The organism is Acidobacteriota bacterium (genome assembly GCA_039683095.1).
In the GTDB taxonomy this organism is placed as follows: Bacteria; Acidobacteriota; Aminicenantia; order Aminicenantales; family Saccharicenantaceae; genus RBG-16-66-30.
In genome coordinates, this window is sequence record JBDKSB010000012.1 from 639,691 (window position 1) to 665,024 (window position 25,334).

The following is a 25,334-nucleotide window of genomic DNA, read 5'->3' on the forward strand; positions in this document are numbered from 1 at the left end:
CTCCCGCCGCTCAGATCTGCCAGGCGTAGCCGATCTTCAGGAAGAACGTCCGGTCGGTCCGGACAAGGCCGACGCGACCGGGCCCGAGCCAGCTGTCGAAGACCCCTCCCATGGCGTTGTCCGAATAGCCCAGGAACAGGACCGTCCGCGGATTGAGCTTGTAGGAGAACAGGAACTGGGTGAACAGGCCGCGGCTGCGCGTATCGACCGGGTCGGCGGACATCGCCGGGTTCTGCTCGACGTCCTGGTACTGGAGGATGGCCCGCACGAAGGACCGGACGTTGAAGTTCCAGACCATCTTGGCCTGGCTGAGGTTGGCCGTGTAGATCGTCCGCCCGCCGAGCGAGAGCCGCTCAAAGGCGTGGCTGAGGACCAGGTTGAGATGGCCGAGCAGGCTGAATGAGCCGTACGGCCCGATCGACAGGACATCGGCCAGGCGCAGGCCGGAGTAATCGATGCCCTGCCCGGCCTCTCCCTGGACGCCGACCTCCGAGCCGCTGAAGGGGCGGACGCGGAAAGCGGCTGTCGCCGAGGCGGTGTCAAAATACCGGCCCTGGTAGAGCGTCCGCGCGAAGATGCCGTGGACGTTCAGTTGGGTATCGAGGTCCCCCTGGACGAGGAGGCCCAGGGTCAGGCTGCGGTCGGTCAGGTTCCCGTCGTGATCGTAGACGAACTCGCCAGCCGCGCCGACGCGGATGTAATGGTACCAGCTCTTCTCCCGGCCCCAGAACTGGCGAAAGAGCATGGCCTCGGCCTGCCTCGTGTCGACACGGGGGACGAAGCCGGAGTCGGCCCGGAACCCCGGCGACAGGTCAGCATAAGCCAACTCGGCGATCCAGGACCGCGACGCGTGCTCGAAGGCCAGGCTCAAAGCGTTGCCCCCGAACCGGTCCTGGCGCTGGCCGTACAAGCCGGCCAGGGCGTCGGGATAATCCGTCTCCGAGTGGAGGAGCTGGAAGGTGATCGAGTTCTTCCGGTCGAGGCGGAAGAAACCGTCCGTCCCGGCGACATGATTGAAATAGCCGCTTCCCGCCCGGCCCGTGTAGATGACGCCCAGGGTCGAGGACTTGCCGACGTCCTGGCGGACGCGGAAGACGCCGCCGTAGACGTCCTCGTCGAGCGTGCCCGAGGCCGAGCCCTGGTTGGAGGGGAAGATGAGGTTCGGCGTTTCGTCCTGGGAGGCGAAAAAGCCCATGGCCGTCCGGCCGGTCTTGCCCGTCAGCTTGGCTCCCCAGAGGGGATCGACCACGGTCCGGGTGAAGACTGCCTGGACGGGCGTCAGGAAGAAGTCGGCGCCCTCGAGGAAGAAGGTCCTCTTCTCGGGATAGAACAGGGCGAAGCGGCGGTTGATCCGGAGCTGGGCGACGTCGGCTTCGACCTGCGAGAAGTCGGGGTTGGCCGCGGCGTTGAGGATCAGGTTCGGGGTCACGCCCCACTTGGCCGTCAGGCCGTACTGGTCGTCGATCCGCCCCCGGGCCAGCCGGCCGTCCGGGTACTCGGCCAGGGGCATGGCGTCGGTCCGGCTGGCCGTGACGGTCGGATCGATCTCGATGTTCCGGCCGGCCGTGACCCCGGCGAAGCCGGTCAGCTTGTTGAATTGGCAGAGGATGCAGTTGACATCGCGCGAGCGCGGGTGGGAGATCAAGCGGTGCCGGGTGTCCCGCGGCCAGGACCGCTCGGCCTCGAATCCCCAGGTCTGCGGCCCCCCGGAGCTGCGGAAGCGGAGCTGGCTGAGCGGGATGGCCACCTCGACGGCCCAACCCCAGTCGGTGATCCGGGCCGCCGCGCTCCAGATGGCGTCCCAGGAGAAGTCCTCGTAGCCCTCCGACTCGCTGAAATTGGCGTCGGCCTGGACGCCCCGGGGATTGACCCGGAACTGGAAGGCCCGGCGCTCGTCGTCGAAGGAATCGACCATGAAGCTGACGTGGTCGTCCAGGATGAGCGTGTCGGAGTCGTCGCGGTCCATCAGGTGGGCCCGGATCTTCCGCGGCTCGGGATCGAAGCAGCGGAAGCCGACATAGAGATGGCGGGCGTCGTAGGTCACGAGGCACTCGGTCTTCACCGGCGCGGGAATGTTGTCCCCGGGCTGCCATTCGAAGGGCAGGGGGATCGCCGGGGCCGCCGACCAGGACGCCTCGTCGAGGACGCCGTCGATCCTGATCGGGTCGGAGGCCTGGGCGATATCGAAACGGGCCGGGGTGACGCGCGCCGGCCCGGCCGCCGTCCTCGACTCGAGGGCGGGGGCGGACAAGAGGGCGCCAAGGGCGACGGTCACGGCGGGGACGATGAGGCGCGGACGGCGGTTTCGGTTCATCTGCGCTCCTTGCGGAAAAGGGACCTCATTCAGGAATACTGCGGCCAGGCGAAAAAGGTTGATGGTCCCGGCGCCTCCCCGGGAATTTCTCCGCCGCCTTGATGAGGCCTATAATATTCCGAAAGGGACTTCCAGGAAAGGACGGGCTAAACGATAACGCGAACCCGGACGAAATCTCGGGTGGAGAGGAGCGAGGGATAGGACCCTTCGCCGAAGGCAGAAGCATGATGCGCATCGGGACAGCCGGCCTCGTCTCCTGCGCCCTCGTCCTGGCCGCCGCCTGCGCCGCGCCCGCTCGACGGGCCGCTGTCGGACAGGCGCCGCAGCCCGTCGACTTGGCGGCCAGGCTCGCCGCCGCCGACAGGCTCTACGCCGCCGGCCGCTATGAGGCCCTGGCCGAGGCCCGCGCGATCTGCGTCGAGGCCCTGGCCTCGTCCGCCCCGCGCGCGGGGGTCGCCGAACGGTATGTCCGGACCTCCATCGCTTTGGGCCTGCGCAAGAAGGACCTGGGCGTCCTCGACGCGGATCCCGTCCCCGAATTCGGGACCCTGATCGCGGCGGAGCCGGGACTGGCCCGCTACGCGCCGTGGCTCGAGCTCCTGGCCGGCCTCCCCTGCAAGATCAAGGGCAACTCGGGGATCGATCGGATCGGCGGCCGGTCGCTCGACGCCCAGCTCGATTGGATCCGCGAGCGCGTGCCGGGGATCGACCGGGAACTCGAAAGCGCGTCCCCGGCCGACGACCTGGCCGCCGCGCTGCGCCTGGCCCTGCGCCGCGAGTTCGGCTTCGGGTTCGCCGACAAGCTCGACGCCGCGGCCGTCCGGAGCCTCCATCCGGGGTCGCGGCTCCTGGCCTTCGAGGCCGCCGTCGGCGCGAAGGCCCGGACCGTTGAGCTCGAGGCCCTGCTCGCCCTCGACCCAGCGTTCACGGAGATCCATTATTACCTGGGCGAGGACGCCCTGGCGGCGGGCAGCCTCCTCGCGGCCGAGGAGCATTACCGCGCCGTCCTCGAGGCGATCCCCGATTCGCCGTCCGTCCTCATCTCCCTGGCCAAGGTCTCCTTCCAGATGGAAGAGTTCGAGACCTGCCTCGAATGGAACGACAAGGCCCTGGCCCTGCTTCCGGCCTACCGGGACGCGCTCCTGGGCAAGGGCTTGGCGCTCGGCTGCCTCGGCCGCTCTGAAGAAGCGCTGGCGGCCCTCGGCCGCCTCCTGGAACTCGGCACGTACGAGATGGGCGAAGGGAACTTCTGGACGGCCTGGAACCTGCGCCAGCTGGACCGGCTCGAGGAGGCGCACAGGTCGATCGAAGCGGCCAGGGTTTTCCTGGTCGGCGTGGCCGGCGTCGAGACCCTGTCCGGGATCGTCGCCTACGAGCAGGGGCGGCTGAACGACGCCGAGAGGGACCTGCGCCGTGCCCTGGACCTCGATCCGTCCGAGAACGACGCGGCCTATCACCTGGGACGCCTTTATGCCGACCGCAGGCAATGGCTCGACTCGGGCGTCTATTTCGCCGGGGCCGCGATGATCCTCGAGGACAGGGAAAAGGGCCTGGAGGCCAGGATCGCAGAGATCGCCGCCTCCGGGATGTCCGCGGAGCGGAAGGCGCGCCTGACAGCCAGGAAACAGGCCCAGATCGCCGCGGTCCGGGCGACCAAGGCGACCTGCCAGTACAACGGCGCGGCCGGATACCACAATGCCGGCTCGTTCGACCGGGCCCTCGACCTGGCCCGTCAGGCCGCCGCCCACCCCGCTTTCGCGGACAAAGCCTCGGCGCTCATCAAGCTCATCCAGGACCGCTGAACAAGGGCCGCGCCGGCCGGACCCAAAATGGTGTATAATGGCCTCTTTTAGGACCCGCTAATGCCCGATCATGCCGTCACGACGATCAGCCGCCTTTTCCTGCGGTCCTGCCGGGCTTTCCGGAAGCCCGACCGGATGCTGGTCAAAAAGGGCGAGATCTGGACGCGGATCTCCACCGGGGAGATCGAGGCGGCGGTCCGGCGACTGTCGCTCGGCCTCCGCGAACTCGGCCTGCAGCCCGGCGACCGCGTCGCCATCCTCTCCGAGAACCGCCCGGAGTGGGTCCTGGCCGATTTCGCGGTCCTCTGCGCCGGCGGGGTCACCGTCCCGATCTACACCTCGCTCCTCCCCGACCAGGTGCGCTTTATCATCGCCGATTCCGGGGCGAAGATCGCCGTCTGCTCGGACCTCGAGATGTGGCGCAAGGTCGCGGCCGTCCGGGACGCCCTGCCGGCCCTCGAACGGATCGTCATCATGGACGGCGATCCCCCGGCCGGAACGCAGGCCCTCTCGGACGTCGAGGAGATGGGCCTGCGGGTCGAGCCCGGCGGCGGACAGGAACGCTTCGAGGCGGCGATCGAGGCCGTCCGGCCCGGGGACCTGGCCTCCATAATCTACACCTCCGGGACGACCGGCCTGCCCAAGGGCGTCATGCTCAGCCACGCCAATTTCGTCGCCAACGTCGACTCGCTGACCGAGGTCATCGATTTCCGCGAAACGGACACGGCCCTGTCCTTCCTGCCCCTGTCGCACGTCTTCGAGCGGACGGCGACCTTCCTCTTCTTCCACGTCGGGACGAGCGTCGCCTACGCCGAGAGCGTCGAGGCCGTGGCCGCGAACATGGCCGAGGTCCGGCCGACGGTCATGATCAGCGTGCCCAGGCTCTTTGAAAAGATCTACGCCCGGGTCATGGACCAGGTCATGGCCGGCTCCCGGCTCAAGCGGGCGATCTTCCTCTGGGCCCTGGCCACCGGCAAGAAGCACGCCGCCCGCATGATCGCCGGCCAGCCCATCCCCGTCCACCTGTTCTTGAAGCGGGCCATCGCCAACCGGCTCGTCTTCTCCAAGATCACGGCCAGGACCGGCGGCCGCATCCGCTACATGATCTGCGGCGGGGCGGCCCTGTCGCAGGATATCACCGCTTTCTTCCTGGCCCTGGGCCTCCTGGTCTTTCCCGGCTACGGGCTGACCGAGACCTCGCCCGTGCTCACGGGCAACACGCCGGGCCGGATCCGCCTGGGGACCGCGGGCAAGGCCATCCCGAGGGTCGAGCTGCGCATCGCCGAGGACGGCGAGATCCTGGCCCGCGGCCCGAACGTCATGATGGGCTACTACAAGAACGAGGCCGACACCCGGGAGGCCCTGAAGGACGGCTGGCTCCACACCGGCGACATCGGCCGTCTCGACGAGGACGGCTACCTCATCATCACCGACCGCAAGAAGGACATCATCGTCACCTCGGGCGGCAAGAACATCGCCCCGCAGCCGATCGAGAGCCTCATCCTGGGCAGCCCGTTCATCGCCAACGCCGTCGTCGTCGGCAGCAGCCGCAAATTCATATCGGCCCTGGTCGTGCCGAATTTCGAGAAGCTCGAGGCCTGGGCCAAGAGGTGCGGCATCGCCGTCGCGGATCGGGCCAAGCTCTCCCGACTGCCGGCGGTCGCCGCGTTCCTGCTCGGCGAGATCAACCGGCTGACCCCGGGCCTCGCCTCCTACGAGCGGGTCAAGAAGATCGCCGTCCTCGACCGCGATTTCGAGCTCGATCTCGGCGAGGTGACGCCGACCCTGAAGGTCCGGCGCAACTTCGTCGAGCGGAAGTACGCCGACATCATCGACTCGCTCTACCAGGCTTGAAGCCGGTCCGCAAGACCATGAACCGCGCGACCTCATCCAGGAGGATATCCATGAACCGTGTTCGCATCGGCTGCGCCCTGGCGATCCTGCTGACGGCCGCGCTCGCGGCGACGGCGCCGGCCCAGGACAGGACGGCCCCCGGAGCCCTGGCCGGCTTCGTCAGATCGACCGGCCCGTCCGGGGCGTCCCCGGCCGCGCCGGTCGAATACCGGGACCGGTTCAGCGGCTACACGAACTATTGGCAGACGATCGCCTGGCGCTGGGAACAATACGGCAACCTCTTCCTCATCGGGCAGCCGGACGTGGCCCAGGCCATCGCTCAGAACAAGGCCGATATCGCCGAGGAGTTGGGCCTCCCCGGTCTCGTCCTCGACGAAGGCTTCCTCGACGGCTGGCTCGCTTCCGAAGCGACGGAGCTCGCGGACCCGGACCTGAAGGCCCTCGCCGGCGCCCTCGGGCAAGGCGACGTCCTCGTCTGGGCCAAGCCGGGGACCGAGTTGAGCGCGTTCCTCCTCGACCGGGCCGGGCATCCGGAGGGAACGCGCGGCGGCCCGGCCGGGCACCAGGCCTGGGCCAGGGGATACCGCGAGGTCTCCGCCTTCGCGCTCTCGGACGGCAAAAGGCGCATCTTCGCCGTCGTCACGGACTGCGCCGATCGCCGCCGCCGCTTCAGGGACCTGCTCGCGGGCGTCCGCGAGGTCCTCGGCCGCTACGATCTCCATCGCGGCTGGTTCGGGACGGGGACCCTCCTTCACAGCGTCACCTGCCATCCCGGCCATCCGCTCGAGGTCATCGGCAGGGGTCTGGCCCAGGGCAACGACTGGTTCACGTTCAGCGGCTACATGGATTACCTGATGCGGGAGCAGCTGCCGGGCTGGCTCGGGAAGGTCGGGCTGGATATCCCCGTCGACGTCGGCACGGGCGCCTCCACCCACAGCCTCGGGACGATCGCCTACGGGCTGCGGAGCTATGACGGGCTCAAGATCCAGGACGTGCCGAACGAGGAGACGTGGCTCCGTTTCGTCAAGGACCGGGGCGGCTATGTCTTCCGGCCCGTCTACGCCCCCGATTGCGACAAGTATAAGTACGACGGCCAGATCGCCGTCGACGGCAACAAGAAGCAGATCGACGCCGAGGATGTCCCGTTCGTCCTCCAAACGGGGCTGGTCAAGGACGAGGCGCCGGCCTGCATGGTCCTTTTCTCGGAAAAAGGCCGGGCCTGGGACCAGGAGGGGATGTGGCAGGCCATCCTCGGCCGGCGGGCCGTCGGCGTCCTGCCGCTCGGGCGGATGATGGGCCCGGCCGCGTTCCGCGGCGCCCTTCAGATGCTTCTCCTAGACCGCGTCCGTCTCGAGAACCTCTTCGCCGACAGGGTCCGCATCGAGGCCTCGATCGCGGATTACGACCTGAACGTCAGCGTCGCCGATCTCGGCGGCGCGCCGCTCCAGGCGACGATCGAGGTCCGGCCCGCGCCGGAGCTGGCGGTCGACGCCCGCTCGAAGGAGATCGCGCTTGCCGCGGGAAGCGGGAAGGCGGTCTCGTTCCGGCTGTCTCCCTCGGCGGCGGCCATGGGCAAGGCCAATCCCGTCCTGGTCGAGGTTCGTTGGAAGGGCGGGGCGAAGCGGACCATGGCGGTCCTCGACCTGCCGCCGGCCGTTTCGGTCCACAAGCTCCTTTACGGCCAGGCGCCGGAGGTCGTCTACCCGGTCTCCGTTCACAACTTCCTGGGCCTGAAGAGCTACCCCGTCGAGGTCAAGGTCTATGCCAAGGACCGGCCGGTGAAGCCGGTCCTGACGAGATCCCTGACGGGGACGGCGCCGGCGGGGGGACACCAGGCCCTCGAATTCCGCCTGCCTCTGAAGCCGGGCGGCTATACGGTCAGGGCCGCGGCCCTCGGAGTCACGGGCGAAACCCAGCTCGGTGTCGGCGCGGCCGCGGGCCGGGTGACAGTGACGCCCGTTGACGTCAACGGCGACGGGATCATGGAATACCGGCTGGAGAACGACAAGGTCCGCGCGACGCTTCTGGCCGTCGGGGCCCGGGTCATCGAATACATCGTCAAGGAGAAGAACGACAACGTCTTCTTCAAGCTCTGGCCCGAGAAGGAATACTCGGACCGGCGGCCCTTCCGCGAGCGCGGCTTCTATCCCTACGGCGGGTTCGAGGACTTCCTTGGCCAGGCCTCGATCGAGACGCATAAGGTCTACGACGCCGAGATCATCAAGGCCGGCGGGACGTCGGCGTCGGTCCGGATGACCGCCGACTACTACGGCAACAGGCTGGAGAAGATCTTCACCCTCGACGGCGGCTCGCCGCTCCTCGAGGTCCGCTTCGCCCTCGACTTCCACAACCCCGAGCTGAACATGCTCGGGCCCCAGCCCATCCTGTCCCTGGGCGAGAAGCACTGGACCGAGGACGTCTTCGTCGTGCCGGCCAGGTCGGGCCTCAGGGAGGTCCGGATGCGGCCCGAGGAGTACTTCGGCGAGGCCTTCTTCCTCAAGGAGGGCTGGAACGCCGGCCGCGACACGGCCGAGGACGTCTCGTTCGTGGGCGCCTATCCGGTGAGCGAGCCCGAGTTCCTGCACATGTGGATGAACCATCCGTCCAACGGCGAGTCAGCGCACTATTACGCCGAGTTCCAGCCCTGGGTGCCGATCTTCCAGAAGACGGTCCGCTACTTCTCCTATTACATGTGGGCCGCGGCCGGCCCGTGGGAGAAGGGCTTGGAGGAGCTGCGCCGGCGGAATCTCGTCACCACGGCGAAGTGAACCGGACCCGGCGGCGCCGGGGCGCCGCTCAGCGTCCGGACGAGGCCTTCCGGATCTTCTTCGAGGCGGCCTTGAGCTGGCGCAGCTTGGCGTAGCGGCCCTGGCCGACAGGGCGCCAGACCGTGCAGACGTGGCCGAGGACCTTGTCCGAGGGCACGGCCAGGGACTCGTCGATGAGCCGGCCGAGGGCCCTGATGTCCCGGAAGCTCGTCGGCAGCACCCGGAAGCCCTTGTCGACGAAGATCCTGACCGAGGGGAAGGCCGAGCGCGGAGTCTTCTGGAGGGGATATCTCGGCTCGTAGTGCCAATCGCAGAGGATGATGTCCTTGGGGATCATGTCGACGGCCTTGTCCGTGCCGTTCATGGACGCTTCCCACAGGCCGTAGCCGGTGGCCTGGCCGTCGAGCAGGCGGTCGGCCCACATCATCATCTCCTTGCCCCGCTTGCGGACGATGTGGTCGTAGGCGTCGTTGACCGCCCTGGCGAAGATCTCGGCCGTGGGCTTGCCGCCGCAGCGCGGGCAGTCGGCGTCGGCGATGATGAAGACCTCGTCCATGCCGACGTGGAGGGCGTCGGCCTCGAAGGCGTCGATCAGCTCGTCGTAGAGGTCGTTGACGATCGGCAGTACGCCGGGATGGAGCGGGCACCAGCTCCGGCAGTAGAACTCGGTGCCCCAGGGGTCGGTGCCCTTGTTGCCCGGGTACTTGTTGGGCGTCTCGTCGAGCTGGGGGTATCTGACCAGGAGCGGGAAGGTCTTTTCGGCCCAGGACTGATGGCCCAGGCTCTGGAACTCCGGCACGAGCCTGATGCCGCGGGCCCGGCAGGCGGCCAGGAGGGCCTTGATCGTCTCCTTGCGGATGGCGTTCTCCTGCCGCAGCTCCGGGTGGGAAGCGTAGGCGTACCAGTAATCGACTTCGCAGATGAGGAGGTTGACGCCGCGCCTGGCCAGCCCCGGGACTTCGCCGGCCAGGGCCCGGGCGTCCGCGTCGGTCTCGCAAATGGCGTGCATGCCCAGGACGAGCGGGCGCTTCGGCGCGGGGACTACGGCAGCCGGCTTGGGGGCGCAGAAGGCGAACAGGCCGGCCAGAGCCGCGAGGGCCGGGATGGATCGGAGGACGCATCGGTTCATGGCGGAACCTCCTCGACGGATTCTCCGGACATGCACGAGGATAGCCCACTCGGACCGCCTTGGCAACCCGGGCCGTCGGGGCCGCGTCCTGCGGGGGCGCGTCCCTGGCCCGGTCGTTTTTCAGCTTCCTTTCGGTCTTCCTTCGGTTCCTCGAGTAATTGTAGAGCACCTGAGACTCCTGCGGTCCCGCCGGGCGTCTTATGTAGCGATGAGAGTCCCAATCCATATGGAGGAGGTCAGGGATGCCCAATAAGCAAGAGCCTATCCTGCCGAGGTTGCCGTTCCCGACGCGGACGACGGGCCAAGGGGGGAAGCCGGTCGAGGAGTACGTCATTCCCGAGGAAGAGAAAGCCTGGGTCCTCGATGGCCTCTATCCGTTCGAACCGGTTCCGGGCCTCGAGGAACTGATGTTCGACCTTCACGAAGAGAAAGAATTTCGTGTCGGAGATTTCCGTGTGGTCCGCGGAGAGGTCATGGATCTTCTCGTGAGCCCCTACTACCTCGAAAGCGGGGGGACCGTCCTCGATTGGATGCCCGCCGGGTTCAGGCCGGGAGAGACTTTAACACGTCAGGTCAGGGGGGAATCGTACTCCATCGTCACAGTTTCCCTCGGGCCGCGCCAGAAGTGCCATTGACTTGGGGGACTCCCTTAACGGCCCTTCGTCAGTTCGCGCAAGAACTTCCGGGCGGCGCGGGAGCGGGCGGCGGCGCCTGAGGACGGCTCCCATTGGAAGCGCTTCAGGTCGATCCGGCCGTTTCGCCCGACCTCGACGCCCTCACCGGCCAGGAGCTTCTTCTGCTCCCGGAAACCCGGTCCACGCGGCAGGGAGATCGCGCCCCGGCCGCCGATGACCCGGTGCCAGGGCAGCCCGGCCGCGGCCGAGGAGGAATGTAGGATCCAGGCCACGCCCCGGGCCGCCCCTTCCCTGCCCGCCAGCGCCGCGACCTGGCAGTAGCTCGCGACCCGGCCCCTGGGGATGGCGCGGATGACCGCCTTGACCTCGCGGGTGAACGGGGTTTCGGGGCGCCTGTCCATGGCCGACGGCGGCTATCTTAGGACGGACTCGGATAAAAAGAAAGGGGCCGGGGAGTCTGGCACCCGGCCCCCTGAGGATAGGAGCGCGCCAGCGCGCGAGATCATCGGGTCAGGCTGATGGAGCCGTTGGTCGTGCGCAGGGAGATCTCGGGCCCGCCCTGGCCGATCCGCCCCTCGATGCGGCGCTTCGACTGGCGGAGGCTCTGGAGCGTGATGGGGAAATCGACCGTGACATGACCGTTCGTCGTGCCGGCCCGGAGGTCGGCGTTGAGCGCCTCCGGCGCGGCGACGGCCATGGTGATGCTGCCGTTGGTCGTCTCCGCCGAGAGGCCGCCCTTGACGGCGATGCCCTCGAGCCTGATCTGGCCGTTGGTCGTCTCCGCCCGGAGACGGCCCTCGAACCGGGAGACATGGATCGAGCCGTTGGTCGTGCCGGCCTCGAGCTCGCCCGCCCCGTCCTCGACCGTGATCGAGCCGTTCGTCGTCCCGACCTTGGCCCGGGCGAAGCGCCCGCGGACCTCGACCCCGCCGTTGACCGTCCCGACCCCGTCGAGCTCGACGCCTTCGGGGACCATGACGGTGAAATCGACGGAGACGCTGGCCCGCCGGGGGAACTTGGGCCAGACGGCCTCGACCGAGACCCGGCCGGCGCCCTCCTCGACCCGGATCTCGACCTTGTCCAGGTCCTCCCGGCGGCCGCGGGCGGTCTTGACGGCCTTGATCTCGACCTGGCTTTGCTTCCAGGTGGCGACAGCCACCCCGCCGTTGACGTTCTCGAGCGAGAAACGCTCTCCCGCCTTCAGGGGCAGGGTCTTGGAGAACTCCTCCGTGTACCTTTCCCCGGCGACGATGCAGGAAACGCACAGGAGCAGGACGGTGACGCAAAGGACGATGAGGACCTTGATCTTGGACACGGCAACCTCCTGGAGAACGACGATCAAAAGGAAAGACGAAGGAGGGGCCGGAAAGGTTCCCTAGAGGAGGCCCATGAGCTTCTTGGCCCCGGCCAGGGTCTCCCGGGCCACGGCCCGGGCCTTGCGCTCCCCGTCGCTCAGGGCGTCCCGGACGAGGTCCGGGTGAAGGGCCAGATCGCGCCGCCGCTCGCGGATCGGGTCGAGGACCTTCATCAGGTTGCGGTGGAAGATCTTCTTGCAGTCGATGCAGCCGATCGTCGCGGTCCGGCAGCCCTGGGCGATCTCGGCCAGCCCGGCCTCGGGCGTCACGAGCTTGTGGTAGCTGTAGATGTTGCAGCGGCCGGGCTCGCCCGGATCGCTGCGGCGCTTGCGGGCCTCGTCGGTCTTGGCCGGCCGCAGCTTCTCCCAGACGGCCTCCGGCTCTTCGCCGATGCCGATGAAGTTGTCCATGGACTTGCTCATCTTGGAGGCGCCGTCCAGGCCCATGACCCGGGCGCCGCGGCCGATGAGGGGCGCCGGCTCGGGAAAACAGGCCCCGAAGCGGCCGTTGAAGCGGCGGGCCACCTCGCGGGTGAGTTCGAGATGCTGGACTTGATCCTCGCCGACGGGCACGGCGTCGGCTCTGTAGAGGAGGATGTCGGCGGCCATCAGGATGGGGTAGCAGAGCAGTCCGGCCTTGACGTTCTCCCCTTCCCGCGCGGACTTTTCCTTGAACTGGGTCATCCGGTAAAGCTCGCCCAGGGGCGTGACGCAGGTCAGGAGCCAGCAGAGCTCGGTATGTTCGGGAACGTGGCTCTGGATGAAGATCGTGCACCTGGCCGGGTCGAGGCCGGCGGCCATGTTGTCCAGGACGGCGTCCCAGATCCGCTGCGGCAGCCGCCCGGGGTCATAGTCGACCGTGATGGCGTGGAGGTCGACGATGGTGAAGAAGCAATCATAATCCTGCATCAGCCGGACCCAGTTCTCGACGGCACCGAAATAGTTGCCGATATGGATGGTGCCGCTCGGCTGGATGCCGCTCAGGACGCGTTTGCGTGGGCTCATGACCGGACCTCGTTTCAGGCGTATTCTAGCGGTCTGGCCCCGAAAAATCCAACCTAAGATGGGGTCAAACCTGCGTTTTGCTCGTTTTTGAGCAAAAAGCGGGTTTGACCCCGTCTGAGGCTCGACTCCATAAGACCGGCTGCCCGGTCCTAGCGGCCGCGGCCGGCCAGGAGCTTCTCGACCTCGTCGATCTCCTTGGGCACGCCCGCCGTCAGGACCTCGCAGCCGGTCCCGGTGATGAGGACGGTGTCCTCGATGCGGATGCCGAAGCCCTTCTCCGGATAATAGAGGGCGGGTTCGATGGCGAAGACCATGCCCTCCTTGAGGACGCCTCCGAACGGCACGTCGTGGACCGCCAGCCCGACGCCGTGGCCGAAGCCGCCGAGCTGGCCGCGGAGATCGAGGCCCTTGGCCTTCATCACGGCGGCGACGTGGTCGCGGACGTCCTGGGGCGTCGCGCCCGGCCTGTAGGCCTCGAGGCACGCCTTTTCGACCTCGAGGACGGTCCGGTAGGCTTCCCGCTGGTCGGGGCTGAAGCGGCCCGAGGCCGGCCAGGTCCGGGTGATGTCCATGGCCAGGTGGTCAAGGTCGGCCCCGAAGTCCATCAGCACGACGTCCCCCTCCGCGACCCGGCGGTCGTTCTTCTCGTAATGTAAGATGCAGGAGTTGGGGCCGGAGCCGACGATCGGGGCGTAGGCGGCGCCCTTGGCCCCGCCCTTGAGGACGACGGCCATGGCCGCGGCCTCGACCTCGTATTCGAGGACGCCCGGGCGCGTCGCCAGCATGGCCTGCCGGACGGCCGCGGCCGACAGGGCGCCGTTGCGCCGCATGATGACGATCTCCTCGGGCGTCTTGATCGCCCGCAGGGCGTCAATGGCCGGCGCGACGTCCCGGAGTTCCATCTGCGGGTAGCGCCGGCGGAGCTTCTCGATCCGGTCCTGGTCGATCGAGAGCTGATCGTTGTAGTGGCTCCGGGCCCGGCGGCCGTCCATCAGGGCCGTCTCGGAACGGGCGTCGTCGAGGGTGTCCCGGGGCGAGAGCCGGACGTAGAGCTTGCCGGCCCCCCGGCCGGCGAGGCGGGCCAGGAACTCGTCCAGGTCGCCGACGGCCAGGACGTCGACGAATCCCGCCTTGGTCCTGGCGGCCGCGTCCTCGAGCAGGCCGGGCCCGTCGTACTGGATCTCGCGGGCCGAGCGCTGGGGCAGGAAGAGATAGGCCCCCGGCCGCCCGAACGGGACCATGACCACGATGCCGCCGAGGTCCTCGTTCCCGGTGAAATAGAAAAAGTCGTTGTCCTGGCGGAAATGCGTCCCCGGCGGAACGGAGGCGTCGCCGAAGAGGATGATCGCCCCGTCCTTGACCTGGTCCATGAGGGCGGCCCGGCGGCGGACGAACTCCCCGGGGGTGTAGCCGGTCCTCTGGGCCCGGAGCGCGGGGACGGCGAGCCCGGCCAGGACGGCCAGGGCGGCGAGGGTTCGGGATCGGGCGGATCTCAGCATGGTTGTCTCCTTCGCCTCCGGCGGATCGCGACGGGGCCGCCTCAGGCCTTGCCGAGCACCATGGCCAGCAGGGCCATGCGGACGTAGAGCCCGTATTCCATCTGCCGGAAGTAGGCGGCCCGGGGATCGTCGTCGAAGTCGGGGTTGATCTCCGTGACGCGCGGCAGTGGGTGCATGACGATCATCTTGCTCTTGGCCGCGGCCATGACGCTCTTGTTGAGGACGTAGGCGTCCTTGACGGAGTTGTAGACCTCCTCGCTCTCGAACCGCTCGCGCTGGACGCGGGTGACATAGAGGACGTCGGTCTCCGGCAGCGGCTCGTCGATGGTCCGGTGCTCGGCCTGGCGCATGCCCTTGGCCTCGAGCTCGGCGATGATCTCCGGCGGCATGCGCAGGATCTCGGGCGAGACATAATTGAAGCGGGCGTTGTAAAGCGACAGCAGTCTCGACAGGGAGTGGACCGTGCGGCCGTACTTGAGGTCGCCGAGCATGGTCACCGTCAGGTCGTCCATCCGGCCCAGCTCCTCGCGGATGGTGAAGGCGTCGAGCAGGGCCTGGGTCGGGTGCTCGCCGACGCCGTCCCCGGCGTTGATGACCGGCTTGCGGGCCGCCTCGGCCGCCTTGGCCGCCGAGCCGAGCTCGGGGTGGCGGATGACGATGACGTCGGCGTAGCACTCGAGCGTCCGGATCGTGTCCGGCAGGCTCTCGCCCTTGGCCACCGAGGAGAAGCGGACCTCGTTGATGTTGATGACGTTGCCGCCGAGCCGCTCCATGGCCGCGATGAACGACGACGAGGTCCGGGTCGAGGGCTCGTAGAAGATGCTGGCCAGGATCTTGCCCTTGAGCAGGTCGAACGTTCCGACCCGCTCGACCATGACCCTCATCTCGTGAGCGACTCCGAAGATGTACTCCAGGTCGGCCCGGGAGAACTGCTTGACCGAGATGATGTCCTTGCCGTACCAGGGAGCCGAGCGCTGATCGCCGAAGGGCAGGTGCGGATTCTTGGCGGGGCTGGGCATGGAGTCTCTCCTTGTGCGCCCCATGCTACACCAGCAGCGGAGACGGAGTCAACGAAGGGATCCGCCGGCCGGCGGGGCAAAAGAGAGCGAGGGGAGCCTTCTCGGCGCCCCTCGCCCGGAATAAAAGAAGGAGGGTTAAGGAAGGGTATCTGGCATCCGTTCGGATGTAAATGCAGATTTCATGCCAGCCCTCGCCCCCTGACAGAGGGAAAAGAGCGCCCGGAAAACGTAAAATTCCTTACGGGCGGCTGACATCGCGGTCCGGCTCAGGCCGGGGTTTGAAGGGGGTTCTTCGGCTGGAGGAGACGGTCGATCGACACGTTGAGGTCGTTGAGATCGAGCGGCTTGACGAAAAAATGGCTGATGGCGAAGCGGCCCATGTCGTCTATCTTGACGTCGTCGGGGTGGGCGGTGATGAGCATGGCCTCGCCCTCGAAGCCGTTCTCCCGGAGCCGCTTGATGAGCTCCATGCCGTTGAAGTACGGCAGCCGGTAATCGGCGATGACCAGGTCGGCCGGCGAATTCTTGAGCCGGCTCAGGGCCTGCCGGGGATCCTTCAGGGACTCGACCCGGTATTTCTTCCCGAGCAGGAGCGAGAAGGTCTTGCGGACGGTTTCGTCGTCATCGACGAGAACGATCTTCTTGGTCGTCATGATCGGCCTCTTCCTTGCGGCCAGTCCGATAATTAGCACGTTTTGTGCCAACCCGGGCGCTTTCCGACAGGGGAAGAACGGGGCCGCGGCGGGCCGTTCCGGGCCCTGCGGCCAAGTTCTTTTACAGCCCGGCCGGGGGGTTTACACCGGCCCGGTCAGAGGGCCTCGCCCAGGTCCAGGCCGTATTCCTTGATCTTCTTGTCCAGGGTCGGCCGGCTGATCTGCAGGACCTGGCTGGCCCGGGTCTTGCTTCCCTTGACCGCGGCCAGGACGTGCTGGATGTACCGCTTCTCGACCTCTTCGAGCGATACGAGCTCGTCCGGGAAGGCCCGGCCCTCGTCCGGCTCGACGGGCAGGTTCTCCTTGAGCACCACGTCGCCGCGGGACAGGATGACCGCCCGGGTCAGGGCGTTCTCGAGCTCCCGGACGTTGCCCCGCCAGGGCATCTCCGTCAGAACCTTCATGACCTCGGGCGGGACCTTGCGGACGTTGCGGCGGAGCTCCCGGTTGATCTTCTCGAGCAGATAGGCCACCATGTCGGGGATGTCCTCGCGCCGCTCCCGCAGCGCCGGCAGGGTGATCTCGACGACCTTGAGCCGGTAGAACAGGTCCTCGCGGAACCGTCCCTTCTCGATCAGGACCTTGAGGTTCTGGTTCGTGGCGGCGATGATGCGGGCCTCGGTCTTGAGCACCTTCTCGCCGCCTACCTTCATGAAGTCCCGCGACTCGATGACCCGCAGCAGCTTGCTTTGCAGGTTGGGCGAGACGTCCCCGACCTCGTCCAGGAACAGGGTGCCCCGGCCGGCGATCTCGAACTTGCCCTTGGTCTCGCTGACGGCGTCGGTGAAGGCGCCCTTGACGTGCCCGAAGAGCTCGCTCTCGAGCAGGGTGTCCTGGATGGCTGAGCAGTTGATTACGATGAAGGGCTCGTCCCGGTAGGGGCTGCTGTAGTGGATGGCCTTGGCCACGAGCTCCTTGCCCGTGCCGCTCTCCCCCTGGATGAGGACGTTGGCCCGGGTGTTGGCCACCGAGCCGATGAGCTTGAAGACCGTTCGCATCCCGGCCGAATGGCCGATGATGTTGTCGATGGTGTACTCTTTCTGCTTCTCCTCGACCAGGTAGCTGACCCGCTCTTCGAGTGCCCGGACCTGGAAAGCTTTCTCGATGGCCAGGTCGAGCTCGGTCGCGTTGAGCGGCTTGACCAGGTACTCGAAAGCGCCGAGCTTGACCGCCTCGACCGTCGTCCGCATGTCGTCGAAGGCCGTCATGACCAGGATGACGGCCCGGCGGTCGCGGTCCCTGATCCGGCGCAGGACCTCGAGCCCGTCGATGTCGGGCAGGCGGACGTCGAGCAGGACCAGGTCGGGCGCGGATTCGGCGAAGGCCTTCACCCCGCCCTCCCCGGTCTCGGCGGCGGCGATGTCGAAGCCTTTCTTCGCCAGCTGGGAGGCCAGGGTCTTGCGGACGAGCGGGTCGTCCTCGACGATCAGGATGGATCTCATGCGGCCTCCTCGGCGGCGGGGATGAGGATGGCGAACTCGCAGCCCGGCCCGCCCGCCTCGCCGACGGCGATAGCGCCGTGATGCTGCTCGACGATCTTGCGGGCGTTGGCCAGGCCGAGCCCGAAGCCCGAGGGCTTGGTCGTGTAGAACGGCTCGAAGATGTTCGGCCGGTCCTTCTCCTGGATGCCCGGCCCGTCGTCGGCGATCCGCACCCGGACCATGGTCCGCCCGTCCCGGGCGAGCGCGTCGCAAGCGATGCGGATGGTCCCGCCCGGCTCCAGGGCCTCATAGGCATTGCGGACGACGTTGAGGAACACCTGGCGCAGCTTGTCGGCGTCGGCCAGGATGGGCGGCAGTCCGGAGGCGCAGGACCTCTCGACGGCGATGCGCTTTTGGGCCAGGACGCCCCGGAGGACCTTCAGGGATTCGTCGACGATCAGGTCGACAGGCCAGCGCTCCAGGCTGAGCTCCTGGACCCGGGTGTAGTTGAGCAGCTCCTTGATGAACCGCTCGATCTGGTCGATGCCCTCGAGCGTCAGGCCGAGGTGGGCCTGGACCGTCTCGGAGAGGCCCTCCTCCTCGGCCACCTTCTGGATGTTCAGCTTGACCGACGTCAGGGGGTTGCGGATCTCGTGGGCGATGGTGGCCGCCATGCGCCCGATCGAGGCCAGCTTCTCCTGCTGGACGAGGCGGCGGTTGGCGTCGGCCGCGCGCTCCCGGGTCTGGACGAGCTGGCTGGTCATCTCGTTGAAGCTGCGGGCCAGGTCGCCGATCTCGTCCCGCGAGCTGTCGATGATGGGCTGCGAGAAGTCCCCCTGGGCGATGCGGACCGTCCCGTCGACGAGCCGGTGGAGGGGCCGGGTGATGCGCCGCGCCAGGAAGGCCGCGCCGCCGATGCCGAAGAGAAAGCAGGCCGCGCCGATGAGCAGGAGGACCTTCTGGATGTCCCTCAGCCGGGCGTACATGGGCTCGAGCGACAAGCCGATCTTGACCGAACCCCAGCGCCCGGCGGCCGGGGAATAGGCGAAGGCCTCGACCTCGAGCACCCGGACCGGCGCCCCGCGGAGGACGAGCCGCCGGTTCCGCGACGCGGTCTCGTCCGGGGACATGGCGTCCTCGAGCAGGCTTTCGGAGACGATCTCGCTGCGGTCGCGGACGGGGTCGTTCCAGACCGCGGGCTGCCCTGCCCGGTCGTAGACGACGATATAGACGAGGTCGCCGGCGCTGTGGGCGTCGACGTATCTCTGGATGGCCTGCCAGTCCTGCAGGGTGAGCGACTGGAGGTTGGCGTCGGCGATGTAGCGGGCCTGCAGCGAGGCCCGGGCCGCGGTCTCGGCCTGGAGGCTCTTGGCTTCGCGGATCTGGATGACGAACAGGACCGCGCCGAAAAGCAGGAAGACGAGCAGTGTGATCCAGAAGAGCAGGCGCGTGTAGATCGAGACCTTGAGCCTCACCGCGTCGCCTCCCTCTCCAGCCAGATGTTCCTGGTATCGAGGAAGATGAAGCCCGTGGCCGGCAGCTCGAGGCCCCGGACCTGGGGCTGGATGGCGATGCGGATCCGCTCGGCGAAGAGGGGGACGGCCGGCACGTCCTCGAACAGGATCTTCTCCGTGTCACGGAAGAGGGCCGTCCGCCGCTCCCAGCTCGTCTCGGCCGCGGTGCGCTCGAGCAGCCCGTCCAGGCGGGGATTGTCGTAGCGCGAGCTCATGGCGTTGGCCGGGGAGCCCGAGTAGAACAGGGGGACGATGATGTTCTCGGGATCGGGGAAGTCCATGGCGTACGCCAGGAACCGGACGTAGGGCGCGCGGACGGTCCGGGCGTCCTCCGGCCGGCGCAGGTAGCGCACGTCCAGCTTGATCTCCAGGGCCCCGAGCTGGCGTCCCAACTCCCGGGCGAACCCGGTGGATTCGCCGGTCTTCGGCCCGTCGCAGAGGAGCGTCAGCGTCAGCGCCTTGCGGCCTCCGTCGGGCAGGAGCCGGTCGAGCAGGAGCCTGGCCGCGTCCGTGTCGGCGAACGGCCCGGCGGTCTTGGGGTAGAACCCCGGCAGGAAGGGCGGGATGTAATTGTCCATGACCTGGTGGAGCGTTCCCGGCGTGTCGCTGGCCTCGGCCAGGCGGGTCTTGTCCAGCCCCAGGGCCAGGGCCCGGCGGACCTCGGGCCGGTCGAGCGGCGGCGTGTCGCAGCTGAAAGCCAGGAAGTAGGTCTTGAGCGTGCCGTTCTCCAGGATGCGGCAGTCCTCGTGGAGCGTCCGCTCGGACGTGACCGAGATGAGATGGACGTCGCCGGAGGCGAACTGCTCGTCGGTGTAGTAGGGGCTGTACTCGAGGGCGGACAGGTAGGGCGGGCCCTCGTAATAATAGGGGTTCCGCTCGAGCCGGACGCCCAGGATCTCGAGCCGGGGGCTGCGGATCCACTCGCCGAACTTGAACGGCCCGGTGCCCACGGGCTTGTAGAAGAAGCTCTGGCCCTGGCCCTCGACGAGGTCCCGGGGCAGGATCTTGCAGGCGTACATGCCCAGGAGATAGAGCCCGGCGACGTAAGGCCTCAGCCAGCGGATCTCGAAGGTCGCGGGATCGACGGCCCGGAAGCCCGCGACCTCCGCGGCCCTGCCCGCCCGGTACTCCTCCGCGCCGACGACCTTGCCGGTGAAGAGCCGGGCCACGGCGGGCCGGTCCCGGACCAGGCGCTCGAGAGAGAATTTCACGTCGTCGGCCGTGAGCTCTCGGCCATTGTGGAAGCGGACGCCCCGGCGGAGGTGGAAGGCGATGCGCGTCCCGCCTTCGGAGATCGTCCAGTATTCGGCCAGGGCCGGCATCGGGTTGAAGCGGGCGTCGTACTTGACCAGCCCGTCGTAGAGCTGCTCGGTGACGAAATAGTGGGCCGGGCTGGCCGGATCGAGGGTCCGGTTGAACGGCGTGTAAAAGCCCTTGATGCGGAACGTTCCGCCGGCCCGGGGGACTTCCTTCGCCTGCGGGGGAAGGGGCGGAGCCGGCCGGGCCGAGAGCAGGGCGGCCGCCAGGAGGGCGGACAGCGAGCGGGACAGCAGGCGCGCGCGGCTGGCGGTGGTCATGGGAGCGCCCTCATGATAGCGAAATCGGCCCGAAAATGCACCTGACCCTGCTGCCCAGGAACAGAGCAAGGTTCATGCCATGGGCGGGCTAACGTATCTCCCGGATAACAAACGAACGCCGGCCGGCGCGGCGCCGCTGGCGTAAATTTACTTTACGGCCGCTTCAAACCGGGAGCGACAACGGGGCTATTTCCCGGCCAGGGCGATGACCTTGTCGAAGACCCGGAAGAAATTGCCGCCCCAGATCTTCTCGATCTCCCGGTCGGTGTAGCCGCGGCGGATGAGCTCCTCGGTCACGTGGATCATGCCGCTCGCGTCGTTGCAGCCGAGGACGCCGCCGCCGCCGTCAAAATCGGTCCCGATGCCGACGTGGTCGATGCCCACGACCTTCCTGACGTGGTCGATGTGGTCGACGAGGTCCTGGACCGTCGGCTGGGCCAGCGGATACTTCTGGTTGATGGCGTCGCGCTCGGCCATGGCCTTCTGGCGGAGCGATTCGTCCTTGAGGTCGCGCAGGCTGCCGTACCTGGCCTCCATCTCCCGGATGGCCTGCTCGCGCTCGGGGATGACGGGCGGGGTCTTGACATAGGCGCCGAGGAAGCAGATCTGGATGACGCCGCCGCGCCGGGCCAGGGCCCGGATCTGGTCATCGGTCAGGTTGCGGGGGTTGTCGCAGACGGCCCGGCAGCTCGAGTGCGAGGCGATGATCGGCGCCTTCGACGCGGCCAGGACGTCATAGAAGGACTTGTCCGAGGCGTGCGAGATGTCGACGATCATGCCCAGGCGGTTGCACTCGGCCACGACCTGCCGGCCGAACTCGCTCAGCCCCCTGTCCTCGGGATCGCGGCGGTCGGTCGAGGAGTCGCAGATGTCGTTGTCGGACGAGTGGCACAGGGTGATGTAGCGGACGCCCTGGTCATAGAAGAACTTGACCAGGGACAGGTCCCGGCCGAGCGGGTAGCCGTTCTCCATGCCGATGAAGGCCGTGAGCCGGCCTTCCTTCTTGAGGCGCCGGGCCCCGGCCGGGTCGACGGCCAGTCCGATCACCGGTGCCCAGGTCTCGGTCATCTTGCGGACGGCCTGGACGGCCCGCAGGGCGCTGTCCTTGGCCTTGCCGTAAGCGGCCTCGTTGAGCGGCCCCTGGCCGACGAAGGCGGCGAAGAACTCGGCGTCGAGGCCGCCTTCCTTCATCCGCGGCAGGTCGATCTTGCCGCTGGCCCGCAGGGCCGGATCGTGGCGCTCGCCGATCTTCCAGTCCGTCCGCAGCAGGCTGAAGGCCGTGTCGCAGTGGGTGTCGACCGTCAGCATCCCGGCGTGCAGCCGGCGGGCATGCTCCTCGACGCTCACGGGCGTCTTGGAGACCGCGCAGGCGGCAAAGGCGAGGACGACGCAGAGTAAGGCGGAAACACGGGATTTGCTCATGGCTGCTCCTCGGGCCCCCCGATGACGATGGCCCCACCTGCCGCAAAGCGGCTTATCCGAACGCGCATAAGATGGGCATTATATCAGAAACCGGGGACATCTACCGGGGGGCATGTCCACGTCCGGGAAAACCGGCGAACCGGCGGGCTATCGCGAAGCTAGTCGTGCCGCAGGGCGACGACCGGATCGACCCGGGCGGCGCGGCGGGCCGGATAGACGCCCGAGACGAGGCTGACGAGAAGAGAGAAGCCCGCGGCGCCCAGGAAGATCCAGGCCGGGAAGGCGAAGTACCGGACGAAGGGCAGGCCCTGCCCGGCCAGGTAGAGATTGACGATCCGGTTGACGAGCAGGCTCGTCGCCCAGCCCAGGACGCACCCGGCCGCCCCGCCGGCGAGACCGATGGCCCCGGACTCGAAGAAGAAGATCCGCCGGATGTCCCGGTCCGCGGCCCCGACCGCCTTCATGATCCCGATCTCGCGATAGCGCTCGAGGATGGACATGACCATGGTGTTGACGATGCCCAGCGCGGCGACGACGATGGCGATCATGCCCACGGCGGCCAGGATCATGTCCATGAAGAAAAAGGCCCGGGTGATCTCGGCGAACTGGTCGGCCAGGGCGAAGGTGGCGAAGCCCAAGCCGCGGATCCCGGACCGGACGGCCTCGAGATCCCGCAGCGAGCCGATCTTGACCGTGACGGCCGAATAGCCCGGCTTCCCGTTCCTCATGCGGAACAGGTCCCAGACGCTGGTGAACGGCAGCCGCTTGATCCGCCCGGCCGGGCCCGGCGGGATGACGACGGAGGCCTCGGTCAGGCCGCCCCCGCCGCCGAACTCCATCGTGTCCGTGACCCCGACGATCGGGAACTCGTACGATTCGCTGCTCACCGGCGAGGCGCCGCCGGACAGGATCGCGCCGATGTCGAACGAGGCCAGCCGGGCTATATCGACGTAGACGGAGCCGAGGCGCAGCGTCCGGCCGACGGCCGCGGCCGGATCGGTCCGGCCCAGCTGCCGAAGCAGGGACCGGCTGACGACCACGCCTTCCTCGGCGTCGGAGGCATAGGGCCGACCCCACTTGACTCCGGAGGACCCGGCCCCGAGGGCCGAGGCCGGCAGGACCCGGACGAGGCGGAAGACCTCGGCCCCCCCGAACCCGACGACGGCCGGGAAGCTGATGTCCGGGTAGGCCTGCCGGACGCCGGGCAGCCGGGAGATGGCGGCCACGGCCCGGCCGTCGAGGGCCGCGTCCGGACGGGGGGCCGGCTCCGCCGGACGGCGGCGCTCGTCCGGGTCCCCCCCGGGGGGCTCCGCCCCGCCGGGCATGACGACGACCGTGGTGAACAGGTCCGAGCTCTTGAACGCCCGGGTGACGTTCTTCTGCAGCCCCTTGCCGAAGGAGATCATCGCGACGAGCGCGCCGATGCCGATCGTCACCCCGGCCACGGTGAGGAACGTCCGCAGCCTCCGCTTGAGCAGGCCGGTCCAGGCGAACTCGACGGCGTCGCCGAACCTCATGGCCGCTCCTCCCTCGACGCGACGCGCCCGTCCCGCAAGCGCACGATCGAGTGGGCGAACTCGCGGACAAGGCTCTCCTCGTGAGAGACCATGACGATGGTCAGGCGCCGCTCGCGGTTGAGCCCGGCCAGCAGGCCGACGATCTCCCGGGCGGTCGCGCTGTCGAGGTTCCCGGTCGGCTCGTCGGCCAGCAGGAGCCGCGGCCCGTTGGCCAGGGCCCGGGCGACGGCCACGCGCTGCTGCTCCCCGCCCGAGAGCTCGGCCGGCCGGTGGCGGGCCCGGGCCCCGAGCCCGACCTGGTCGAGGAGCCCGGCCGCCCGGCGCCGCCGCTCCAGCTTCCCGACGCCGGCGAAGACGAGCGGCAGCTCGACGTTCTCCAGGGCCGTCCGGGAGGCGACGAGGTTGAAGGACTGGAAGATCATGCCCGCCCCGAAGCGGCGATAGCGGGCCAGGGCCTCGCGGTCCATGGCCGAGATCAAGGCTCCCCCGACCTCGATCGTCCCGGAAGTCGGCGTGTCCAGGCCGCCGAGGAGGTTGAGCAGCGTCGACTTGCCCGAGCCGGAGGCCCCGGTGACGGCGGCGAAGGCCCCTTCGGCGATGTCCAGGCTGACGTCGGACAGGGCCGCGACGGGGGCGCCGCCGGCGATGTAGGTCCGCGACAGCGCCCGGGCCCGGACGGCGACGGTCTTTTCGATGACTTTCATGCCGCTCCCGGGCGATATTCTAGACCATCGGTGCCGGGCGTTCAACGGCCGCCTGCCGTCCCGCTCTTTGACGGGCCAGGGGACATGCGCTAAAATGGGGAGGATTTTCCAGGGAGAGCACGGAACCGCCGACGCGATGACCGAACCGAAGAGAACCGTCAAGACAGCCTGCCTGATCAATCCCCGGGCGGCCAATTCCCGGTGGATGAGACGGAAGCTCCTGCGCGCCTACCTCCAGAAGATGCTCCCCGGCGACATCTACGACGACCTCGGCGGCGTCCAGACGACGATCGAGAAGGCCGCCATAGCCTCGCGCAGCGCCGACGTCATCGTGGCCATGGGCGGGGACGGCACGGTCGCCGACACGCTCCAGGGCATCTTCGAGGCCGGGGCCCAGGACAAGGTCGCCTTCGGCGTCATCCCCTTCGGCAGCGGCAACGCCTTCCGCAAGGCCTTCGAGATCCCCCTTGATCCCCGGCGGGCCATCGACCATCTGGCCGAAGGCGTGGCCCGGCCGATCGACCTCATGGAGGTCGAGGGCCGCATCGCCGCCTTTGCCAGCATCGGCGCCACGGCCCTGGTCACCGGCGAGAAGCTCCGGGGCAGGGTCCAGGGGCTGTGGGGGCACGTCCTGGCCGGGCGCCTCCTGTTCGAGTCGCCGCGGGACGAAAAGACCGTCGAGCTCTTCGACGGCCACGACGACGACGGCCCCTTCGACGCCAGGACCATCACCTCGAGCTTCTTCGACTGCATCGTCTCCAAGACGAACTATTTCGGCTACAACTGGAACATCGCGCCCGAGGCCGTGGTCGACGACGGCTACCTGGACATCACCCTGTTCGAGATGGGGCCGCTCAAGTATTCCTTCCTCTTCCCGCTCATCTACTTCGGCCTCTATCAGCGCCGCCTGCGCCATTTCAAGGCCCGCCGGGTCGTCATCAGCGGCCGGGCCCTGCCGATCCAGTTCAACGGCGAGTTCCTGGGCGACCGGGACCGCCTCGAGTTCAGGATCCTGCCGAAGGCCATCCGGATGATCATTCCGCCCACCCGGAAGGCCGGGAAGCACTTCCAGAAGCGCTCCGCCTGA

The 25,334-nt window shown here is 68.1% G+C and carries 19 protein-coding genes; 5 read left to right on the forward strand and 14 right to left on the reverse strand.

The window, feature by feature from the left end; all coding sequences use genetic code 11:
• Positions 1-10: 10 nt before the first annotated feature.
• A complete protein-coding gene (locus tag ABFD52_10615; GenBank protein MEN6561216.1) occupies positions 11-2,314 on the reverse strand; it encodes a DUF5916 domain-containing protein in 2,304 nt (767 codons plus the stop codon).
• A gap of 224 nt (positions 2,315-2,538) precedes the next feature.
• Between ABFD52_10615 and ABFD52_10620 the strand changes: the two genes are divergently transcribed.
• The 3 genes from ABFD52_10620 to ABFD52_10630 are packed head-to-tail and all read left to right on the forward strand — an operon-like array spanning position 2,539 to position 8,738.
• Complete coding sequence (locus ABFD52_10620; GenBank protein ID MEN6561217.1) at positions 2,539-4,116, forward strand: hypothetical protein; 1,578 nt, start codon at positions 2,539-2,541, stop codon at positions 4,114-4,116.
• 60 nt (positions 4,117-4,176) lie between these two features.
• Positions 4,177-5,970 (forward strand): long-chain fatty acid--CoA ligase, encoded by a 1,794-nt coding sequence (locus tag ABFD52_10625; GenBank protein ID MEN6561218.1) that lies wholly within the window; start codon positions 4,177-4,179, stop codon positions 5,968-5,970.
• A 50-nt stretch (positions 5,971-6,020) separates the two neighbouring features.
• Positions 6,021-8,738 carry a hypothetical protein gene (locus ABFD52_10630; protein MEN6561219.1) on the forward strand — a complete coding sequence of 906 codons (2,718 nt, stop codon included), beginning with the start codon at positions 6,021-6,023 and terminating at the stop codon, positions 8,736-8,738.
• A gap of 28 nt (positions 8,739-8,766) precedes the next feature.
• Here the strand turns inward: ABFD52_10630 and ABFD52_10635 are convergent, their stop codons facing one another.
• Positions 8,767-9,867 (reverse strand): family 20 glycosylhydrolase, encoded by a 1,101-nt coding sequence (locus ABFD52_10635; protein MEN6561220.1) that lies wholly within the window; start codon positions 9,865-9,867, stop codon positions 8,767-8,769.
• Between the two features lie 242 nt (positions 9,868-10,109).
• On the opposite strand from ABFD52_10635, the gene ABFD52_10640 reads away from it, so the two are divergent.
• Positions 10,110-10,502 carry a hypothetical protein gene (locus ABFD52_10640; GenBank protein ID MEN6561221.1) on the forward strand — a complete coding sequence of 131 codons (393 nt, stop codon included), beginning with the start codon at positions 10,110-10,112 and terminating at the stop codon, positions 10,500-10,502.
• 14 nt (positions 10,503-10,516) lie between these two features.
• Here the strand turns inward: ABFD52_10640 and ABFD52_10645 are convergent, their stop codons facing one another.
• The 12 genes from ABFD52_10645 to ABFD52_10700 form a co-directional block, all read right to left on the reverse strand.
• Positions 10,517-10,903: an MGMT family protein gene (locus tag ABFD52_10645; protein ID MEN6561222.1), complete on the reverse strand. Its 387-nt coding sequence runs from the start codon at positions 10,901-10,903 to the stop codon at positions 10,517-10,519.
• Positions 10,904-11,004: 101 nt separating this feature from the next.
• Entirely contained in the window at positions 11,005-11,817 is an 813-nt protein-coding gene (locus tag ABFD52_10650; GenBank protein ID MEN6561223.1) for a DUF4097 family beta strand repeat-containing protein, read from the reverse strand.
• Between the two features lie 60 nt (positions 11,818-11,877).
• Entirely contained in the window at positions 11,878-12,861 is a 984-nt protein-coding gene (gene trpS, locus ABFD52_10655) for a tryptophan--tRNA ligase (GenBank protein MEN6561224.1), read from the reverse strand.
• A gap of 149 nt (positions 12,862-13,010) precedes the next feature.
• Positions 13,011-14,360: an aminopeptidase P N-terminal domain-containing protein gene (locus ABFD52_10660; GenBank protein ID MEN6561225.1), complete on the reverse strand. Its 1,350-nt coding sequence runs from the start codon at positions 14,358-14,360 to the stop codon at positions 13,011-13,013.
• Between the two features lie 41 nt (positions 14,361-14,401).
• On the reverse strand, positions 14,402-15,379 hold the full coding sequence (gene pyrB / locus ABFD52_10665) for an aspartate carbamoyltransferase (GenBank protein MEN6561226.1): 978 nt from the start codon (positions 15,377-15,379) through the stop codon (positions 14,402-14,404).
• Positions 15,380-15,645: 266 nt separating this feature from the next.
• Positions 15,646-16,032, reverse strand: coding sequence for a response regulator (locus ABFD52_10670; GenBank protein ID MEN6561227.1), 387 nt, complete (start codon positions 16,030-16,032; stop codon positions 15,646-15,648).
• Between the two features lie 155 nt (positions 16,033-16,187).
• The gene (locus ABFD52_10675) at positions 16,188-17,534 is read right to left on the reverse strand and encodes a sigma-54 dependent transcriptional regulator (protein ID MEN6561228.1); all 1,347 of its coding nucleotides are present in this window, start codon (positions 17,532-17,534) and stop codon (positions 16,188-16,190) included.
• The gene (locus ABFD52_10680) at positions 17,531-18,988 is read right to left on the reverse strand and encodes an ATP-binding protein (protein ID MEN6561229.1); all 1,458 of its coding nucleotides are present in this window, start codon (positions 18,986-18,988) and stop codon (positions 17,531-17,533) included. Before ABFD52_10680 ends, ABFD52_10675 begins: the two co-directional genes overlap by 4 nt.
• Positions 18,985-20,604 (reverse strand): ABC transporter substrate-binding protein, encoded by a 1,620-nt coding sequence (locus ABFD52_10685; protein ID MEN6561230.1) that lies wholly within the window; start codon positions 20,602-20,604, stop codon positions 18,985-18,987. The genes ABFD52_10680 and ABFD52_10685 overlap by 4 nt, the downstream gene beginning before the upstream one ends.
• Positions 20,605-20,790: 186 nt before the next feature.
• Positions 20,791-22,026 carry a dipeptidase gene (locus tag ABFD52_10690; protein MEN6561231.1) on the reverse strand — a complete coding sequence of 412 codons (1,236 nt, stop codon included), beginning with the start codon at positions 22,024-22,026 and terminating at the stop codon, positions 20,791-20,793.
• Between the two features lie 158 nt (positions 22,027-22,184).
• Positions 22,185-23,543 carry an ABC transporter permease gene (locus ABFD52_10695; GenBank protein MEN6561232.1) on the reverse strand — a complete coding sequence of 453 codons (1,359 nt, stop codon included), beginning with the start codon at positions 23,541-23,543 and terminating at the stop codon, positions 22,185-22,187.
• Positions 23,540-24,247 carry an ABC transporter ATP-binding protein gene (locus ABFD52_10700; protein MEN6561233.1) on the reverse strand — a complete coding sequence of 236 codons (708 nt, stop codon included), beginning with the start codon at positions 24,245-24,247 and terminating at the stop codon, positions 23,540-23,542. The genes ABFD52_10695 and ABFD52_10700 overlap by 4 nt, the downstream gene beginning before the upstream one ends.
• A gap of 136 nt (positions 24,248-24,383) precedes the next feature.
• Between ABFD52_10700 and ABFD52_10705 the strand changes: the two genes are divergently transcribed.
• Positions 24,384-25,334: a diacylglycerol kinase family protein gene (locus ABFD52_10705; GenBank protein ID MEN6561234.1), complete on the forward strand. Its 951-nt coding sequence runs from the start codon at positions 24,384-24,386 to the stop codon at positions 25,332-25,334.

Excerpts from the sequence above, each read along its gene's own strand:
- ABFD52_10615 (MEN6561216.1), bottom strand. The coding sequence starts at position 2,314 with ATGAACCGAAACCGCCGTCCGCGCCTCATCGTCCCCGCCGTGACCGTC.
- ABFD52_10620 (MEN6561217.1), top strand. The coding sequence starts at position 2,539 with ATGATGCGCATCGGGACAGCCGGCCTCGTCTCCTGCGCCCTCGTCCTG.
- ABFD52_10625 (MEN6561218.1), top strand. The coding sequence starts at position 4,177 with ATGCCCGATCATGCCGTCACGACGATCAGCCGCCTTTTCCTGCGGTCC.
- ABFD52_10630 (MEN6561219.1), top strand. The coding sequence starts at position 6,021 with ATGAACCGTGTTCGCATCGGCTGCGCCCTGGCGATCCTGCTGACGGCC.
- ABFD52_10635 (MEN6561220.1), bottom strand. The coding sequence starts at position 9,867 with ATGAACCGATGCGTCCTCCGATCCATCCCGGCCCTCGCGGCTCTGGCC.
- ABFD52_10640 (MEN6561221.1), top strand. The coding sequence starts at position 10,110 with ATGCCCAATAAGCAAGAGCCTATCCTGCCGAGGTTGCCGTTCCCGACG.
- ABFD52_10645 (MEN6561222.1), bottom strand. The coding sequence starts at position 10,903 with ATGGACAGGCGCCCCGAAACCCCGTTCACCCGCGAGGTCAAGGCGGTC.
- trpS (MEN6561224.1), bottom strand. The coding sequence starts at position 12,861 with ATGAGCCCACGCAAACGCGTCCTGAGCGGCATCCAGCCGAGCGGCACC.
- ABFD52_10660 (MEN6561225.1), bottom strand. The coding sequence starts at position 14,360 with ATGCTGAGATCCGCCCGATCCCGAACCCTCGCCGCCCTGGCCGTCCTG.
- pyrB (MEN6561226.1), bottom strand. The coding sequence starts at position 15,379 with ATGCCCAGCCCCGCCAAGAATCCGCACCTGCCCTTCGGCGATCAGCGC.
- ABFD52_10670 (MEN6561227.1), bottom strand. The coding sequence starts at position 16,032 with ATGACGACCAAGAAGATCGTTCTCGTCGATGACGACGAAACCGTCCGC.
- ABFD52_10675 (MEN6561228.1), bottom strand. The coding sequence starts at position 17,534 with ATGAGATCCATCCTGATCGTCGAGGACGACCCGCTCGTCCGCAAGACC.
- ABFD52_10685 (MEN6561230.1), bottom strand. The coding sequence starts at position 20,604 with ATGACCACCGCCAGCCGCGCGCGCCTGCTGTCCCGCTCGCTGTCCGCC.
- ABFD52_10690 (MEN6561231.1), bottom strand. The coding sequence starts at position 22,026 with ATGAGCAAATCCCGTGTTTCCGCCTTACTCTGCGTCGTCCTCGCCTTT.
- ABFD52_10695 (MEN6561232.1), bottom strand. The coding sequence starts at position 23,543 with ATGAGGTTCGGCGACGCCGTCGAGTTCGCCTGGACCGGCCTGCTCAAG.
- ABFD52_10700 (MEN6561233.1), bottom strand. The coding sequence starts at position 24,247 with ATGAAAGTCATCGAAAAGACCGTCGCCGTCCGGGCCCGGGCGCTGTCG.
- ABFD52_10705 (MEN6561234.1), top strand. The coding sequence starts at position 24,384 with ATGACCGAACCGAAGAGAACCGTCAAGACAGCCTGCCTGATCAATCCC.